The 17,466-nt window shown below is 58.1% G+C and carries 17 protein-coding genes and 1 pseudogene; 6 read left to right on the top strand and 12 right to left on the bottom strand.

The genetic code is table 11. From position 1 onward, the window contains the following. Nucleotides 1–294 precede the first annotated feature (294 nt). The 6 genes and pseudogenes from C1N62_RS17595 (at nt 295) to C1N62_RS17575 (ending at nt 5,626) form a co-directional block, all read left to right on the top strand. Nucleotides 295–2,673 carry a DMSO/selenate family reductase complex A subunit gene (locus C1N62_RS17595; protein WP_137764836.1) on the top strand — a complete coding sequence of 793 codons (2,379 nt, stop codon included), beginning with the start codon at nt 295–297 and terminating at the stop codon, nt 2,671–2,673. Then, the gene (locus C1N62_RS17590) at nt 2,670–3,299 is read left to right on the top strand and encodes a DMSO/selenate family reductase complex B subunit (RefSeq protein WP_137764835.1); all 630 of its coding nucleotides are present in this window, start codon (nt 2,670–2,672) and stop codon (nt 3,297–3,299) included. Before C1N62_RS17595 ends, C1N62_RS17590 begins: the two co-directional genes overlap by 4 nt. Continuing rightward, on the top strand, nt 3,292–4,152 hold the full coding sequence (locus C1N62_RS17585; protein WP_137764834.1) for a DmsC/YnfH family molybdoenzyme membrane anchor subunit: 861 nt from the start codon (nt 3,292–3,294) through the stop codon (nt 4,150–4,152). The genes C1N62_RS17590 and C1N62_RS17585 overlap by 8 nt, the downstream gene beginning before the upstream one ends. A gap of 6 nt (nt 4,153–4,158) precedes the next feature. Beyond that, a pseudogene (locus tag C1N62_RS23630) lies at nt 4,159–4,347 on the top strand (hypothetical protein); the annotation flags it as partial. 114 nt (nt 4,348–4,461) lie between these two features. After that, on the top strand, nt 4,462–5,031 hold the full coding sequence (locus C1N62_RS17580) for an ATP-binding protein (protein ID WP_240775710.1): 570 nt from the start codon (nt 4,462–4,464) through the stop codon (nt 5,029–5,031). Between the two features lie 10 nt (nt 5,032–5,041). After that, nucleotides 5,042–5,626 (top strand): molecular chaperone TorD family protein, encoded by a 585-nt coding sequence (locus C1N62_RS17575; RefSeq protein ID WP_137764832.1) that lies wholly within the window; start codon nt 5,042–5,044, stop codon nt 5,624–5,626. Between the two features lie 24 nt (nt 5,627–5,650). Here C1N62_RS17575 and glmS read toward each other — a convergent pair whose 3' ends face one another. The 12 genes from glmS to rsmG all read right to left on the bottom strand — a co-directional run bounded on the left by glmS (nt 5,651) and on the right by rsmG (nt 17,445). Further along, nucleotides 5,651–7,480, bottom strand: coding sequence for a glutamine--fructose-6-phosphate transaminase (isomerizing) (gene glmS, locus C1N62_RS17570; RefSeq protein ID WP_137764831.1), 1,830 nt, complete (start codon nt 7,478–7,480; stop codon nt 5,651–5,653). A 171-nt stretch (nt 7,481–7,651) separates the two neighbouring features. Continuing rightward, nucleotides 7,652–9,022, bottom strand: a complete 1,371-nt coding sequence (gene glmU / locus C1N62_RS17565; protein WP_137764830.1) for a bifunctional UDP-N-acetylglucosamine diphosphorylase/glucosamine-1-phosphate N-acetyltransferase GlmU — start codon at nt 9,020–9,022, stop codon at nt 7,652–7,654. 255 nt (nt 9,023–9,277) lie between these two features. After that, nucleotides 9,278–9,691 (bottom strand): F0F1 ATP synthase subunit epsilon, encoded by a 414-nt coding sequence (locus C1N62_RS17560; protein WP_168195903.1) that lies wholly within the window; start codon nt 9,689–9,691, stop codon nt 9,278–9,280. A 29-nt stretch (nt 9,692–9,720) separates the two neighbouring features. Further along, nucleotides 9,721–11,103, bottom strand: a complete 1,383-nt coding sequence (atpD, locus tag C1N62_RS17555; protein WP_137764828.1) for a F0F1 ATP synthase subunit beta — start codon at nt 11,101–11,103, stop codon at nt 9,721–9,723. 32 nt (nt 11,104–11,135) lie between these two features. Beyond that, on the bottom strand, nt 11,136–11,999 hold the full coding sequence (atpG, locus tag C1N62_RS17550) for a F0F1 ATP synthase subunit gamma (protein WP_137764827.1): 864 nt from the start codon (nt 11,997–11,999) through the stop codon (nt 11,136–11,138). A gap of 62 nt (nt 12,000–12,061) precedes the next feature. After that, nucleotides 12,062–13,603, bottom strand: a complete 1,542-nt coding sequence (gene atpA / locus C1N62_RS17545) for a F0F1 ATP synthase subunit alpha (protein ID WP_137764826.1) — start codon at nt 13,601–13,603, stop codon at nt 12,062–12,064. Between the two features lie 12 nt (nt 13,604–13,615). Continuing rightward, nucleotides 13,616–14,149, bottom strand: coding sequence for a F0F1 ATP synthase subunit delta (gene atpH, locus C1N62_RS17540; RefSeq protein WP_137764825.1), 534 nt, complete (start codon nt 14,147–14,149; stop codon nt 13,616–13,618). 14 nt (nt 14,150–14,163) lie between these two features. Continuing rightward, nucleotides 14,164–14,634: a F0F1 ATP synthase subunit B gene (gene atpF / locus C1N62_RS17535; RefSeq protein ID WP_137764824.1), complete on the bottom strand. Its 471-nt coding sequence runs from the start codon at nt 14,632–14,634 to the stop codon at nt 14,164–14,166. A gap of 61 nt (nt 14,635–14,695) precedes the next feature. Further along, entirely contained in the window at nt 14,696–14,935 is a 240-nt protein-coding gene (gene atpE / locus C1N62_RS17530; RefSeq protein WP_004093904.1) for a F0F1 ATP synthase subunit C, read from the bottom strand. A gap of 49 nt (nt 14,936–14,984) precedes the next feature. Continuing rightward, nucleotides 14,985–15,767, bottom strand: coding sequence for a F0F1 ATP synthase subunit A (atpB, locus tag C1N62_RS17525; RefSeq protein WP_137764823.1), 783 nt, complete (start codon nt 15,765–15,767; stop codon nt 14,985–14,987). A gap of 38 nt (nt 15,768–15,805) precedes the next feature. Further along, nucleotides 15,806–16,189, bottom strand: a complete 384-nt coding sequence (gene atpI / locus C1N62_RS17520; RefSeq protein ID WP_137764822.1) for a F0F1 ATP synthase subunit I — start codon at nt 16,187–16,189, stop codon at nt 15,806–15,808. A 635-nt stretch (nt 16,190–16,824) separates the two neighbouring features. Further along, nucleotides 16,825–17,445, bottom strand: coding sequence for a 16S rRNA (guanine(527)-N(7))-methyltransferase RsmG (rsmG, locus tag C1N62_RS17515; RefSeq protein WP_137764821.1), 621 nt, complete (start codon nt 17,443–17,445; stop codon nt 16,825–16,827). Nucleotides 17,446–17,466: the final 21 nt, after the last annotated feature.

Raw genomic sequence — 17,466 nt, 5'->3', positions numbered from 1 at the left:
ATGTGAATCGCTGCAGGAGGGAAAATAGGACAGTTTGGTGACAGTAAAATGTAGTTAGTATGACAGTTTTGTGACGGATGATTTTCAATCAGCCCCATTACCCGGCTTAGGCGGGGCGCGGCAAAGATATTAATTAAAAATAATACAATCTCCAGAAATTCATTAGATAAATCAATGTATCGCCGCCACCCACTTTTCTGCCCTTTCACCGGCGGCACTCCGGCTTGGTTTGATTGCCATCAACACCCCACACCAGCGTGATGGCTAAGCTCTTTCCTTTTTTGGAAGCAGCTTATGACCACACACAAGCCATCTGGCCTGAAGGGCGGCCTGGCGCTCAGCCGGCGACGTTTCGTGCAGGCAGGCAGCGCCCTGCTGGCGGTGCCTTTTATCGCCGGCAACAAGGTCACCGCCGCGCCAGCGACGGGCCTCGCCTCCCCTGCCCCTGCCACCCGTGTCGTACCGACCTGTAGCACCTTCGATTGCGGCGGCAAATGCGACATCCGCGCCCATGTTTCGCAGGGCATGGTGACGCGCATTACCACCCGCCCGGATAACGAGCTGGACCCGGAGATGCCAATCATGCGCGCCTGCGTGCGCGGCCGCGGCTACCGCAAGTTTGTCTATCATCCCGATCGCCTCAAGTACCCGATGAAACGGGTCGGACGGCGTGGCGAGGGCAAATTCGAGCGCATCAGCTGGGACGAAGCGACTACCCTGATCGCCGACAATCTGAAGCGCATCACTGAACAGTATGGCCCAGCGGCGCGCTTTGCCCACACCAACACCGCCGTCAGCGGCGGCGCGTTCTCGGGTGACAAGATGCTGCGTCGGCTGTTCAACCTGACCGGCGGCTACCTCGAGCACTACCACTCGGTCAGCATGGGCAACACCGCGGCCGCCACGCCCTACACCTACGGCACCCACGCCAGCGGCAGTTCGCTCGACACGCTGGCGGACACCAAACTGGTGATCCTGTGGGGACACAACCCGAATGAGACGGTCTTCGGCCACACTAACCACTACTACCAGCAGATGAAGGCCAACGGCACGCGCTTTGTGGTCGTTGATCCGCGCTACTCCGACACCGCCGCCTCGCTGGCCGATGAGTGGATCCCGCTGCTGCCGACCACCGACAACGCGATGATGGACGCCATGATGCACGTCATCATCAGCGAGAACCTGCACGACACGGCGTTCATTGCGCGCTACACCCTCGGGTTTGATGAGGCTTCCATGCCAGAGGGCGTGCCGCCGAATGAGTCCCTGATGGCCTACCTGTTTGGACTGAAAGATGGCATTGAGAAGACGCCGGAATGGGCGGAAAAGATCACACGCGTCCCGGCGCAGACAATTCGCCATCTGGCACGGGAGTACGCCACCACCAAACCTGCCGCGCTGATTCAGGGCTGGGGGCCGCAGCGCCACAACTGCGGCGAGCGCACGGCGCGCGGCTCCACGCTGCTTGCCACCCTGACCGGCAACGTCGGTGTGCATGGCGGCTGGGCCGCTGGCTACGGCGGCATCGGCAACCGCAAGTTCATGGCCGATGCCACCAGCCTGGATAACCCGGTGCAGGCCAAAATCTCCATCATGAACTGGGTACAGGCCGCCGAGGATGCCAGCCAGATCACCCCGGAGATGGGGCTGAAAGGGGCGGAGCAGCTGGAGAGCAATATCCGCGCGCTCTTCTCACTCGGCAGTAACTACCTCGCCAACCAGAACCCCGATCTCCATCAGGCGGTAAGGGTGCTGGAGGATGAGTCCAAGATTGAGTTCATCGTCGTCAGCGATCTCTACCTCACCCCGAGCGCGCGCTACGCCGATCTGCTGCTGCCAGAAACCAGCTTTATGGAGCGCTGGAACATCGGCGAGACCTGGGGCACCGGCAACTACATCATTCTGTCAGAGAAGCTGGTGGCCCCGGACTTTGAACGGCGCTCTGACTACGAGTGGCTGCGTGAGGTGGCGGAGAAACTGGGCGTCGAGCGGCAGTTCAGCGAGGGCCGCACTGAGCAGGAGTGGATCGCGCATATTGTTGAAACCACCCGTCAGGCGATGCCGGAAGAGAACTTCCCCACCTTTGAGCAGCTCTGCGTGCAGCGTCGCCACCTGTTCAAAAGCGAGCCTTACGTCGCCTTCGCAGAGAACATTGCCGACCCAGAGGCGCACCCCTTCCCTACCCCGTCGGGCAAGATTGAGATCTTCTCGCAGCGGCTGTATGAGATGCAGCACCCGGAGATCCCGGCGCTCTCCCACTATGTGCCCGCCCACGAAGGCCCGGAGGATGCGCTGCGCACGCACTACCCGCTGCAACTGATCACCTGGAAAGGGAAGAACCGCGCCAACTCCACCCAGTACCCCAACCCTTGGATGCAAGAGGTACAGGAGCAGGTGCTGTGGATCAACCCGCAGGACGCCGCCACCCGTGGCATCCAGCCGGGCGATCAGGTACGCATCGCCAATGACCGCGGGGTGGTGGTGATCCCGGCGCACCTGACCATGCGCATCATGCCCGGCGTGGTGGCGATGCAGGCTGGCGCTTGGTGGCAACCCGATGCACAGGGCATCGATCGCGGCGGCTGCCCGAATGTATTGAGTTCAGCGCGCATCACGCCGCTGGCGAAAGGCAACTCCCACCAGACCATGCTGGTCGAGGTAAACAGAGCATGAGTACATTTCAGGACTTCCCGCCGGTCAGCGACCGGCAGTTGGGATTTTTCATCGACTCCTCCCGCTGTTCAGGCTGCAAAGCCTGCCAGGTTGCCTGCAAGGACAAAAACAACCTGGAGGTGAGGCGGCGTTTCCGGCGCGTGTATGAGGTAGAGGGCGGCGGCTTCGTCGCGACCGGCCACGGCGGGCTGCAACAGAACGTCTACGCCTATACGCTCTCCATCTCCTGCAACCATTGCAGCGACCCCGCCTGCACCAAAAACTGCCCCACCACTGCCATGCACAAGCGCCCCGGCGACGGCATCGTGCGCGTCAATACCGACAAGTGCGTCGGCTGCGGTTACTGCGCATGGTCGTGCCCCTACGGCGCGCCGCAGTTCAATGCCGAAAGCGGCCAGATGTCGAAATGCGATTTTTGCGTCGATTTGCTGGCACAGGGGCAGTCGCCGGTCTGCGTCGCCACCTGCCCGCTGGGGGCCATTAAATTCGGCCCCATTGAGGAGCTGCGCGCCAAATATGGCAACCTGAACGGCGTGCGGGGGCTGCCTGACCCGGCGCTGACGCAGCCCAATCTGGTGATCCGCGCCCATCTCGGCGCACAACAGGAGGAGCCGCGCCATGAGTGAGTGGCCATTACTGATCTTCACCCTGCTGGTGCAGGCCTCGGTGGGGCTGACCCTGTTCGGCGCCTGGTACAGCTATTGGATGGCGCAGGAGTTGGCGCAGGAACAGCACTTCACCACCTTACGGCCACTGCTGTTGATGGTGTGCCTGATGGCCGGCACCGGCCTGCTGGCATCGGTGGCGCACCTCGGCTATCCGCTGAACGCCTTCCACGCCCTGCGCCACGTCGGCACCTCGTGGCTCAGCCGGGAGATCCTGTTTGCCAGCCTCTACCTCGGCATTATGTGTCTGGTAACGCTGCTGGCGCTGCTGACCCGCCGCATCCAGCCCGCCCTGTTGGCGATTGGTGGGCTGGTCGGGCTGGCGGACGTCTACTGCATGGCGGAGATCTACTTCCACAGCACGGTGATCGGGTGGATGCACATCCATACGCACGTCTCCTTCTATAGCGCCGTGATTGCGCTGGGGGCAGTGCTGGCGCTGCTGTTCGCCAGCCGGGCGGTGCTTAGCGCCCCACTGGTGCGCCGCCTGTTGGTCACGACCCTGCTGCTGACCGCCGCGAGCGCCGCTTGCCAACTGCTGGTGATGCCGGATTACCTGCACCAGATGGCGCAGCGGTTGGCCAGCCAGCCAGTGACGCTGCCGTTCGATATGCAGCTGGCCTTCCAGCATGGCGCGGCCCTGCGGTTGTTGAGCTGGATCCTGCTGCTGGGCGGCCTGACCATGCTGCTGTGGATGCTCTACCGCAACAATCCGCGCGCGCAGTCGCCGTCACGCATCCTGCTGTCGATGGCCGCCGGGCTGGTGATGCTGGCGCATGTCGCCTCCCGCTACGCCTTCTTCACCCTGCACTGATTTGCCATGCGCTTACGCTCGTTACTGGCGTCAGCCTCCCCGATGCCACCCGGCATCGGGGATCGCTGCATCCGCCATCAGACCCGCCACGGGGAGTGCGACGCCTGCATACAGCACTGCCCGGTGGCAGCCATCACCCTGATTGGAAACACCCCGCGACTGGACGCCGATCGCTGTATTTATTGCAGCCACTGTGTCGTGGTATGTCCCACCGACGCCATTGACTCCCTATCCCCAATAGAAAGGCGATACAAAGATAACTGCCTGTTTAGCCAGGGTGATCCGAGGGTGGCATCGAGGGAAGAATTATTGCTTTGGCACGATCAATACGGCATCCGGCAGATCGCGATCCCGGACATGGCGAGCCGCTGGCTGCTGCCGGTTGCCCGGTTAAATCTTCTGCTAAAACAGATCGGCGAACCGAGCTGGCAGGTGATCTACCCGCCGGAAACGGCCGATCCGCCACCCTCGCGCTGGTGGGCGAAAAAAACGGGATCGGTGGGACGGATCGTCGGCGGACAGCGGGCCTTGCGCGACGCCTTTCCGGCCATCGCTTGGTTTAAGGTGACGCTGGATCTGGCGACGTGCTCGCTGTGCGGTGCCTGCGGGCGCATCTGCCCGGAACAGGCGATCCAGTTCACCGATAAGACGTTACAGATCAATACCCAACGCTGCACCGGTTGCCGTGCCTGCCTGTCGGTCTGCTTCAACCAGTCGATCGCCCTACAGCCTTGGGCGGCAGCTACCAGCCCAGAAACCCATTCGCTCCATACCTGCCGTTGCCGCCAGTGCCGCCAATCTTTTCGGCACAGATCGCCGGAGGAGGCGCTTTGTCCACTTTGCCGACGCCACGCCCACGGGATGCGTCATGCCACCTGATGAGAACACCATGTCTGATACATCAATCACCCTGCCGCACGTCCTGAATGCGCTGGGTTGCTGTTTCTACCTGCCGTCCGATAGCCCGGAGGTCAATGCGGTGCGGCACTTTTTTGCCGAACCGGCATGGCGCGCGGTGTGGCCGGGTGGCGATGATCCCGCGCTGGAGGCGCTGTTGCCCCACCTGACGCCCACTGCCGCCACCGTGGCGAGCGACTGGCAACGGCTGTTTGCCGGGCCGGAAGCCCTACCCGCGCCGCCGTGGGGATCTGTTTATCTGGATGCGGAGGGGGTGCTGCGTGGCGACTCCACGCTCGCCCTGCGCGGTTTCTTGCAACGTGAGGGGCTGCGCCTGCATACGGCAAGCCCGGAACCGGAGGATCATCTGGGGCTGCTGCTGTTTCAGGCAGCGGTGCTGGCCGCCGAAGGGCGCGAGGCTGCGCTATTGGAGTTGCTGCGCGATCACCTGCATTGGTTACCGCTGTTTATCTGCCGCCTGCGGCAGCATGGTGGGGAGGGGTTCTATCTGGCGCTGGCGGAACTGACGCACCTCACCCTCCAGACCCTGATGGCAGGATCAAAAAAGCCGGCTTGAGCCGGCTTTTTTTCGCGTTGCGGATTACTCAACGGTCACGGATTTTGCCAGGTTACGCGGCTGGTCAACGTCCGTGCCCTTGATCAGCGCGACGTGGTAGGCCAGCAACTGCAACGGTACGGTGTAGAAGATCGGGGCGACAATCTCTTCCACGTGCGGCAGCGGAATAATCTTCATCCCTTCGCTGTCGGCAAAACCGGCATCCTGATCGGCGAAGACATAGAGCAGGCCGCCGCGTGCGCGCACCTCTTCAATGTTGGACTTCAGCTTCTCCAGCAGCTCGTTGTTCGGTGCCACCACAATCACCGGCATATCGGCGTCAATCAGCGCCAGCGGGCCATGCTTCAGCTCACCGGCCGCGTAAGCTTCGGCGTGGATGTAGGAGATCTCTTTCAGCTTCAGCGCGCCCTCCATCGCGATCGGGTATTGATCGCCACGGCCAAGGAACAGCGCATGGTGCTTGTCAGAGAAGCCTTCTGCCAGCGGCTCAATGGACTTGTCGAGTGACAGCATCTGCTCAATGCGCGCCGGCAGCGCCTGCAACGCGTGCACCACCTCGTGCTCCACGCTCTCGTTCATCCCTTTCAGGCGGCCCAGACGCGCCACCAGCATCAGCAGCACGGTCAGCTGGGTGGTGAAGGCTTTGGTAGAGGCCACGCCAATCTCGGTGCCAGCCTTGGTCATCAGCGCCAGATCGGACTCACGCACCAGCGAGGAGCCAGCCACGTTGCACACCGCCAGCGAGCCAAGGTAGCCCAGCTCTTTGGAGAGGCGCAGCGCCGCCAGCGTGTCGGCGGTTTCGCCGGACTGGGAGAGGGTGATGATCAGGCTGCCGGGGCGTACCGCCGATTTGCGGTAGCGGAACTCGGAGGCGATCTCCACGTCGCAAGGCACGCCAGCCAGCGACTCGAACCAGTAGCGCGCCACCATCCCAGAGTGATAGGAGGTGCCACAGGCAATGATCTGCACATGCTGCACCTGTGCCAGCAGGTCGTCGGCCTGCGGGCCAAGCTCGCTCAGGTCGATCTGACCGTGGCTGAAGCGGCCCGCCAGGGTGTTTTTGATCGCCTGCGGCTGCTCGTAGATCTCTTTCTGCATGTAGTGGCGATAGGCGCCCTTGTCGCCGGCGTCATACTGCACGCTGGACTCAATCTCCGGGCGGGTCGCCGGTTTGCCCTGCTTGTCGACGATGGTCACGCTGCGGCGGGTCACTTCCACCACGTCGCCCTCCTCCAGGAACTGGAAGCGGCGGGTTACGGGCAGCAGGGCCAACTGGTCAGAGGCGATGAAGTTTTCACCCACGCCACGGCCAATCACCAGCGGGCTGCCGGAACGGGCGGCCACCAGCACGCTCGGGTCGCGGCTGTCCATCACCACGGTGCCGTAGGCACCGCGCAGTTGCGGGATCACGCGCTGGACCACCTGCATCAGCGAACCGCCCTGTTGCAGCTCCCAATGCACCAGATGCGCGATCACCTCGGTGTCAGTTTCGGACACGAAGCGGTAGCCGCGCTCCATCAGCAGCTCACGCAGCGGCTCATGGTTCTCAATAATGCCGTTGTGCACCACGCTGACGTAGTCAGAGACGTGCGGGTGGGCATTGGATTCAGACGGCTCGCCATGCGTCGCCCAACGGGTGTGGGCGATGCCGGTGCCGCCGGTCAGCGGCTCTGCGTCCACCGCCTCGGCCAACTTCTGTACTTTGCCGACCCGGCGCACTCGCGCCATGCGGCCTTCGCTGTCTACGACAGCCAGCCCTGCGGAGTCATACCCGCGGTACTCCAGACGACGCAATCCCTCGACCAGGATTTCAGCGATATCACGTTGCGCTACTGCGCCAACAATTCCACACATGGATGTTAATTCCTATTAAGGCCACTCAATGGCCTACGATGTCTTCGACCTGATTTCCCGGCGTTGCCGGGTTCCCCGAGCCTGTAGAGTGGGGATTATTATGTTTTGGCCTGTGCACTTCAGGCAGTACACAGGCCAAAACCGCCTCGGGCGCACCCGAGGCAGGGGGGATCAGCGTTTTTTCACCGGGCGCTGCCACTCCGGTTTGTGCACCTGCGGCACGCGGCTCAAGACCAGACCGTTGTCCGGTACATTGCGCGTGACGGTGGTGCCCGCCGCCAGGGTGACGTTGTTGCCCACGCTGACCGGTGCGACCAATTGGGTGTCGGAGCCAACGAAAACATTATCGCCGATCACCGTCTTATGTTTGTTCGCGCCGTCATAGTTGCAGGTGATGGTGCCCGCGCCAATGTTGACGTTCGCGCCAATCTCCGCGTCGCCCAGGTAGGAGAGGTGGCCCGCCTTGGTGCCCTGACCGAGGTGGGCATTCTTCACCTCAACGAAATTGCCGACGTGGACGCTCTCCGCCAGCTCACTGCCGGGACGCAGGCGGGCAAATGGCCCAATGGTGCAGGCGTTGGCCAGCGTCGAATCCTCAATGACCGTGTAGGGGCTGATGTCGCAATCATCGCCAATTTCACAGTTCTTCAGCACGCAGCCCGCGCCAATCTTCACCCGGTTGCCCAGTTTTACCTGACCTTCGACGATCACGTTGGCGTCAATCACCACGTCACGGCCATGCTCCAGCGTGCCGCGCAGGTCAAAGCGCGCCGGGTCCAGCAGCATCACGCCGGCCAGTAGCAGCTGTTCCGCCTGTTCCGCCTGATAGACCCGCTCCAGCCGCGCCAGTTGCAGGCGGTTGTTCACCCCCTCCACTTCGCTCAGGCGTGCCGGGTGGACGGTCTCGATCAGTCGCCCCTCCGCGTGGGCCAGCCCGATGATGTCTGTCAGGTAGTACTCGCCCTGGGCGTTGTTGTTCTCCAGCTTCGCCAGCCAGCGTTTCAGGTCAGCGCCCTTGGCCACCAGAATGCCGGTGTTCACCTCATCAATCGCCTGCTGCGCCGGGGTGGCGTCTTTCTGCTCCACGATGCCCGTCACGCGGCCATTCTCCCGCACGATGCGGCCATAGCCGGTGGGGTCGGTTAGCTTGACCGTCAACAGGCCGATGCCGCCCTCAGGCTTGGCGCGCAGCAGGTTTTGCAGCGTCGCCACCGAGATCAGTGGCACATCGCCGTAGAGCATCAGCACTTCTTCCTCATCGGCGAAGTGCGGCGCGGCCTGCTGCATGGCGTGGCCGGTGCCCAGCTGCTCAGCCTGCAACACCCAATTCAGCGGCGCGTGGTGCAGTTTCTCCTGCAACAGGTTGCCGCCATGCCCATACACCAGATGAACCCGTGCCGCGCCCAGTTTCGTTGCCGCATCAATCACATGTTGAACCATTGGCTTGCCGGCCAGGGGATGAAGGACTTTGGGAAGATCGGAATACATGCGCGTTCCCTTGCCAGCGGCAAGGATAACCACGCTCAGTGAGCTGTTCGACATAAGCAATCTGGTAGCCTTATTGAGAAGTCAAAAGTAAACCTGTTCGGTGACAGAATTACTACATATTTTTCAGTGAAAATGCTGCACAAGCCGCGCTGCGCAAGGCTTGCACGCCTGACGATAACAATAACGAATTTTGCCGCAAAGTGTCGGTAAAGCGGGGGATTTTTTTCAGGAATAATCGGAAAGAAGAGGGCAGGGGGCGCTTTTTTAAAGGCGAAAAAAAAGCGGCCCGTAGGCCGCTTCCGTAATGCATTACATTGCTTTTCTGGTCAACTCGATGACGCGCAATTTTGCGATCGCTTTGGCCAGTTCCGCCGATGCCTGAGCATAGTCGACGTCACCGTGAGAGCTATGGATATGTTCTTCCGCCTTGCGCTTAGCTTCCAGCGCGCGAGCTTCGTCAAGATCCTGCCCACGAATGGCGGTGTCAGCCAGCACGGTTACGCTGTTCGGTTGCACCTCGAGGATGCCGCCGGAGAGGTAGATATACTCCTCTTCACCGTGCTGCTTAACAATACGCACCATGCCAGGCTTAATGGCAGTGAGCAGCGGCGCGTGGCCCGGGAAGATACCCAGCTCACCTTCGCTACCCGTCACCTGAATTTTCTGGACCAGACCGGAAAACATACCCTTTTCCGCACTGACCACATCCAGATGGTAAGTCATTTCAGCCATGTCAGCCTCCTATGAAAGCGTTACAGTTTCTTGGCTTTTTCCACGGCTTCGTCGATGGAACCAACCATGTAGAACGCTTGCTCTGGCAGGTGATCGTAGTCGCCGTTCATGATGCCTTTGAAGCCCGCGATGGTGTCTTTCAGGGAGACGTATTTGCCCGGTGCACCGGTAAATACTTCTGCCACGAAGAACGGCTGGGACAGGAAGCGCTGAATCTTACGAGAACGGGCTACAACCAGCTTGTCTTCTTCAGACAGCTCGTCCATACCCAGAATCGCGATGATGTCTTTCAGTTCCTGGTAGCGTTGCAGCAGGGACTGCACGCCACGAGCCACATCGTAGTGCTCCTGACCAACTACCAGCGGATCCAGCTGACGGCTGGTGGAGTCGAGCGGGTCAACCGCCGGGTAGATACCCAGAGAGGCGATTTGACGGCTCAGTACCACGGTTGCGTCCAAGTGGGCGAAGGTGGTTGCCGGAGACGGGTCAGTCAAGTCATCCGCAGGGACGTAAACGGCCTGTACGGAGGTGATAGAACCGGTCTTGGTAGAGGTGATACGCTCTTGCAGAACGCCCATCTCTTCAGCCAGGGTCGGCTGGTAACCTACTGCAGACGGCATACGGCCGAGCAGTGCGGATACTTCAGTACCGGCCAGGGTGTAACGGTAGATGTTGTCAACGAACAGCAGAACGTCACGACCTTCGTCACGGAACTTCTCAGCCATGGTCAGGCCGGTCAGTGCCACGCGCAGACGGTTACCCGGCGGCTCGTTCATCTGGCCATACACCAGGGATACTTTGTCGATAACGTTGGAGTCGGTCATCTCGTGGTAGAAGTCGTTACCTTCACGGGTACGCTCGCCCACGCCTGCAAACACGGAGTAACCGGAGTGCTCGATCGCGATGTTACGGATCAGCTCCATCATGTTTACGGTTTTACCTACACCCGCACCACCGAACAGACCGACTTTACCGCCCTTAGCGAACGGACACATCAGGTCGATAACCTTGATGCCGGTTTCCAGCAGATCCTGGGAGCTGGAGAGCTCTTCGTAGCTCGGAGCAGAACGGTGGATAGCCCAACGCTCTTCTTCGCCGATGTCGCCCTTCATGTCGATTGGTTCACCCAATACGTTCATGATACGGCCCAGGGTTGCTTTACCAACCGGTACTTCGATCGGGTGGCCCAGGTTGGTGACTTTCAACCCGCGACGCAGACCGTCGGAACTACCCATTGCGATACAACGCACAACGCCGCCGCCCAGCTGTTGCTGAACTTCCAGCACCAGTTTGGAAGCGCCGTTTTCAACCTCAAGTGCTTCGTACACGTTCGGTACGGCATCCTGAGGGAACTCGACGTCCACTACGGCGCCGATTACCTGGATAATCTTTCCAGTAGCCATCTTGAATCCTCTACGTAATTCGTAAACCTAGCTTAAACCGCAGCGGCCCCCGAGACGATCTCGGTAAGTTCTTGAGTGATGCTGGCCTGACGGGCTTTGTTGTATACCAACTGAAGCTCTTTGATCAGGCTACCGCCGTTGTCGGTTGCGGCTTTCATCGCGACCATTCGTGCGGCCTGCTCGCTGGCCAGGTTTTCCACGACGCCCTGATAAACTTGCGATTCCACATAGCGACGCAGCAGGGTATCCAGCAACGACTTAGGATCGGGTTCATACAGGTAATCCCACGATTTCTTCTCCAGCGTGCCCTCTTCCGCGGGCGGCAGCGGCAGCAACTGAAGAACTTGCGGAACCTGGGACATCGTATTGATAAACTTGTTACTGACGATGTACAGCTTGTCCAGACGACCTTCGTCGTAGGCTTGCAGCATCACTTTCACCGGCCCGATCAGATCGGACAGGGAGGGCTTGTCGCCCAGACCGGTCACCTGGGCAACAATGTTGCCGCCTACAGCGCCGAAGAAAGAGGCTGCTTTCGAACCAATCACAGCGAGATCGGCTTGTACGCCTTTTTCGGACCAACCTTTCATCTCTGACAGCACTTTCTTGAACAGGTTAGTGTTCAAGCCGCCGCACAGACCACGGTCAGTAGACACCACCAGATACCCAACGCGCTTCACATCGCGGTCGTCCAGGTAGGGGTGTTTGTATTCCAGATTACCCAGCGCAAGGTGACCAATCACTTTGCGCATGGTCTCTGCATAAGGACGGCTGGCTGCCATGCGCTCCTGCGATTTACGCATTTTGGAGGCGGCGACCATCTCCATCGCTTTAGTGATCTTCTGCGTGTTTTGTACGCTTCCGATCTTACTACGTATCTCTTTTGCGCCGGCCATCTCTGCTTCTCCTCATTGCCAGACGGCCTGCTGCTCAGAAGAACAGCAGGACCGTTCAGGCGTTACCAGGACTGGGTTGCTTTGAAGGTTTCCAGCAGGCTTTTCAGCTTGCCTTCAATCTCGTTGTTAAAGTTGCCAGTTTGGTTGATTTCGTTCAGCAGATCAGCGTGCTCGCGGTCAGCGAAGGCCAGCAGGGCAGCTTCAAAAGCAACCACTTTAGGCACTTCAACGTCTTCCAGGAAGCCACGCTCGGCCGCAAACAGCACCAGGGCTTGTTGGGCAACGGACATCGGCGCGTACTGTTTCTGCTTCAGCAGTTCAGTTACTTTCTGGCCGTGGTTCAGCTGCTTACGCGTTGCTTCATCCAGATCAGAGGCGAACTGGGAGAAGGCTGCCAGTTCACGATACTGTGCCAGCGCGGTACGGATACCACCGGACAGTTTCTTGATGATCTTGGTCTGTGCTGCGCCACCCACACGGGATACGGAGATCCCTGGGTTAACCGCAGGACGGATGCCGGAGTTGAACAGGTTGGATTCCAGGAAGATCTGACCATCGGTAATGGAGATTACGTTGGTCGGAACGAACGCGGAAACGTCACCAGCCTGAGTCTCGATCAGCGGCAGCGCGGTCAGGGAGCCGGTTTTACCTTTCACTTCACCCTTGGTGAATGCTTCAACGTAGTCGGCGTTAACACGCGCAGCACGCTCCAGCAGACGGGAGTGGAGGTAGAACACGTCACCCGGATAGGCTTCACGGCCCGGCGGACGACGCAGCAGCAGGGAGATCTGACGGTAAGCAACGGCCTGCTTGGACAGGTCATCGTATACGATCAGCGCATCTTCACCGCGGTCACGGAAGTATTCGCCCATGGAGCAACCGGCGTACGGTGCCAGGTATTGCAGTGCAGCGGATTCAGATGCGGTAGCCACAACCACGATGGTGTTAGCCAGCGCGCCGTGCTCTTCCAGTTTACGCACCACGTTGGAGATGGTGGACGCTTTCTGGCCGATGGCGACGTAGACGCATTTGATGCCGGAGTCACGTTGGTTGATGATCGCATCGATCGCCAGCGCGGTTTTACCGGTCTGACGGTCGCCGATGATCAGCTCACGCTGGCCACGGCCGATTGGAATCATGGCATCAACGGACTTATAACCAGTCTGTACCGGCTCATCAACGGATTGACGGTCGATAACGCCAGGGGCGATAACTTCAACCGGGGAGAAACCGTCATTTTCAATCGGGCCTTTACCGTCGATTGGCGCACCCAGGGTGTTGACCACACGGCCCAGCAGGCCACGGCCAACCGGTACTTCCAGGATACGGCCGGTGCACTTCACCTTCATGCCTTCAGCCAGGTCCGCATACGGGCCCATGACCACGGCACCAACGGAGTCGCGCTCCAGGTTCAGTGCGATAGCGTAACGGTTGCCCGGCAGTGCGATCATCTCGCCCTGCATAACGTCGGCCAGACCGTGTACGCGGATGATCCCGTCGCTGACGGAAACAATAGTACCTTCATTGTGAGCTTCGCTCACTACATTGAACTGAGCAATGCGCTGCTTGATCAGTTCGCTGATTTCGGTGGAATTCAGTTGCATGCTCCAGTCCCCTTAAGACTGCAAGACGTCTGCGAGGCGTTCGAGACGGCCGCGTACGCTGCCATCAATCACCATGTCGCCTGCGCGGATTACTACGCCGGCCAATACAGACTTATCAATTTTGCAATTCAGCTTAACTTTGCGTGACAGACGTTTTTCCATCGCAGCGGCAATGTTTGCCTGCTGGGCGTCATTCAGTGTGGTGGCGGAAATCACTTCGACTTCGACCGTCGCCTCGAGGGAGGCGCGCAGTGCAATAAACTGCTCTAACACTTCAGGAAGGACGGATAAACGTTTGTTGTCGGCCATGACCTTAATCAGGTTGCGACCGGCGTCGTCGAGTTGATCACCACATACGGCAAAGAACGTTTCAGACAGCGTTTCCGGTGCAACAGCACCGGAAAGCAATGCTTTAATCTGTTCGTTGCGCGTCACTTCTGCGGCAAACGCCAGCATCTGCTGCCAGCGGTCGATACATTGGTGCTCAACGGCAAAGTCAAATGCTGCTTTGGCGTAGGGGCGAGCTACCGTGACAAATTCAGACATCGGCCCCTCCCTCCTTACAGTTCAGCGACCAGTTTATCAACGATGTCGCTGTTAGCAGCTTCATCCACGGAACGTTCAATGATCTTCTCGGCGCCAGCAATTGCCAGTACAGCGACTTGCTTACGCAACTCTTCACGAGCGCGCTTACGTTCGGCTTCGATCTCAGCCTGTGCTTGCGCCACGATTCTGTTACGTTCCTGCTCTGCTTCGGCTTTTGCATCTTCGACAATCTGAGAGCCACGCTTGTTGGCTTGCTCAATGATTACCTGGGCGTCTGCCTTGGCTTTTTTCAGCTGGTCGGTCGCATCGGCTTGCGCGAGGTCCAGATCTTTTTTGGCACGTTCTGCTGAAGCGAGACCGTCAGCAATCTCTTTCTGACGCTTCTCGATGGCAGCCATAATTGGCGGCCATACATACTTCATACAGAACCAGACAAACAGGACGAACGCGATGGCCTGGCCGAGGATTGTTGCGTTAAGATTCACAGCACAATGCCTCTTTTAAAGTTAATAGTTTGTGTGGTTTCACTGTAGAGAAAAATCTCTACTACGCGACAGCAAACATCACGTACAGGCCCAGACCAACCGCAATCATCGGGATGGCGTCAACCAGACCCATAACGATGAAGAATTGTGTACGCAGCAGAGGAATCAGGTCAGGCTGACGAGCAGCGCCTTCCAAGAATTTACCACCCAGGATGCCGATACCGATCGCAGCACCGATTGCCGCCAGGCCCATCATCACAGCGGCAGCCATGTACAGCAGATCCATACTCAGGTTTTCCATGACAGTCTCCAGTTTGTTTCAGTTAAACGCAGTATTGTTGAAAGAAAAATCAGTGTTCTTCAGAAGCCATCGACAGATAAACAATCGTCAGAACCATGAAAATAAAGGCTTGCAGCGTAATGATCAGGATGTGGAAAATGGCCCACGGCACACTCAGAACCCACTGTGACCACCACGGCAGCAATCCGGCAATCAGGATGAAGATCAACTCACCCGCATACATGTTGCCAAACAGTCGCAGACCCAGAGAAACAGGCTTGGACAGCAGGCTGACACCTTCCAAAATCAAGTTGATTGGAATGAATACCGGATGGTTGAACGGCTGCATCGTCAACTCTTTAACGAAGCCGCCAACCCCTTTCATTTTGATGCTGTAGAACAGGATCAGAATGAATACGCCCAGCGCCATCGACAATGTGACGTTCACATCAGCGGTAGGCACCACGCGCAGGGCAGGAAGCCCGAGGACGTGTTCACCGATATAAGGCAGCAAGTCGATAGGCAGCAGATCCATCATGTTCATCAGGAAGACCCAGACGAAGACGGTCAGTGCGAGCGGTGCAATCACTTTGCTCTTGCCGTGATACATGTCACGCACGCTGCTATCGACAAACCCGACAACCAGCTCAATTGCTGTTTGCAGTTTGCCAGGGACGCCACTGGTGGCGTTTTTTGCTACTTTACGGAAAATAACCAGAAAGAGCAGACCGAGGACCACGGAGAAAAACATCGAATCGATGTTTATCGACCAGAATCCCGTCCCCACCTGAAGTTGAGTCAGATGGTGACCGATATACTCTTGAGGAGTAGAGATTTCTCCTGATGCAGACATGATGCCTCTTACCCTTTTGTAGTTAGATACAAAAACCGCTATGCGCGGTAACTGTTAATCACGGCTGGTGCCAATATCTGCGTGAACAACACCGATAGATAGGTTACACCCAGCGGGATAAACACCGCCTTGAGCACTCCCAGGGCGATTATCAACAACACAATGGTGATGACAACCTTCAACGCCTCTCCGATGGCGAACGACCAGGCGACGCGTCCAGAGAGTGGCGTATCCGCCTGGTGGCGCCACGCAAACAGCATAAACAGTGCGTTCGGTAACCAGGCGGATAACCCGCCGGCTAAAGCAGAAACACTCCATTCCAGGCCTTTTAGCCCGAATACGGCACTGAGCAGAACAAAGGTCAGTAACTGCACCAACAGCAGTTTTCTGGCAACCTTCCCGCTGTAAAGGGATGCAGACATGACGTTTGTTCTCTCCGTAACTCAGTGGAGGTATGCTGAGTGTCGTATAAAACTGCCATTGGATGGCAGAGTCAAGCAGCAAAAACCGAGCAAATTATACGGTTCACTCAAGCGAATTCAATCGATAAGTAGCGAAAAGGTGAACAATTATTTAAATCCACGCCTGTGTGGCTATTTTCCTAAGGAAACTATTGCCTATGGCGAAGATAATAATTGTCTGATTATCACCGGACTATTCATATAAGTGTGCTCAAGATCACACAAAATAGCGGCAGAATCCGCCGAGTCGGTTTGCTTCGCCGTCGAACGCGCAAAAGCGGCTTTTTTTAAAACCATAGAAATCAAGGCGCTATTACGTTACGCTTTAAATACAAAGCAAATACCTAAATTAAACCTTTCTTTGACATTTCAACCTAAAAATAAGCAACGAAAAATTTACATTCCCCCCAGTGATTTGAGAATGACTCTCATTACCACTTTTGCTTATTTTGTCCGAGTTTTTGGCCGTCAAAAATAGCACTGCTATCAAACTGTGAAATGTACGTTAATTAGACCGCCGTCACTTTTTTAATTAGCACGCTTATGTTAACGGCGGCAACGGTTAGATGATTTATCTTTTTTTGATATCGCTCAAATTATTCAGGCTTCAATATTACCAGATGCCGCTCACCTTCCAAACCGGGCACCGTCAGGCGAACAATCTGCTCCACCCCTGCCCTGCCCTCGATGGCAGCCAACTCATCATCTGGACGTACGCCCTTAAGCGCGTAGAAACGCCCATGCTGCGCCGCAGGCAGATGGTGGCACCAGGAGACCATATCATCCAGTGAAGCGAATGCGCGGCTAATGACGCCGTCAAACGGCGGCTCAGCTGGGAACGCCTCGACACGGCTCTGCACTGGCGTAATGTTAGTAAGTCCTAACTCATGCTGTACCTGGCGCAGGAAGCGCACGCGCTTGCCCAAGCTGTCCAGCAACGTGAAGTGGGAATCGGGGCGCACAATCGCCAACGGGATGCCAGGCAACCCCGGCCCGGTGCCGACATCGATAAAGCGGCTTCCCTGAAGGTGCGGGTTGACCACGATACTGTCGAGGATGTGGCGCACCAACATCTCTGCCGGGTCACGCACTGAGGTCAGGTTATAGGCTTTGTTCCACTTATCCAGCATACCCACATAGGCCAGCAGCTGGTTTTTCTGCTGATCGGGCAACACAATGCCGGCCTGATTAAGCAGCGAGTCGAGTTTTTGCAGCACGGGAAATTCCTTTGGCAAGCG

Origin of the sequence: Nissabacter sp. SGAir0207 (assembly GCF_005491205.1) — a bacterium.
Classification (GTDB): Bacteria; Pseudomonadota; Gammaproteobacteria; order Enterobacterales; family Enterobacteriaceae; genus Chimaeribacter.
The sequence above is the reverse complement of the archived record's forward strand: the minus strand, read 5'-3'. Positions and strand labels throughout refer to the sequence as shown.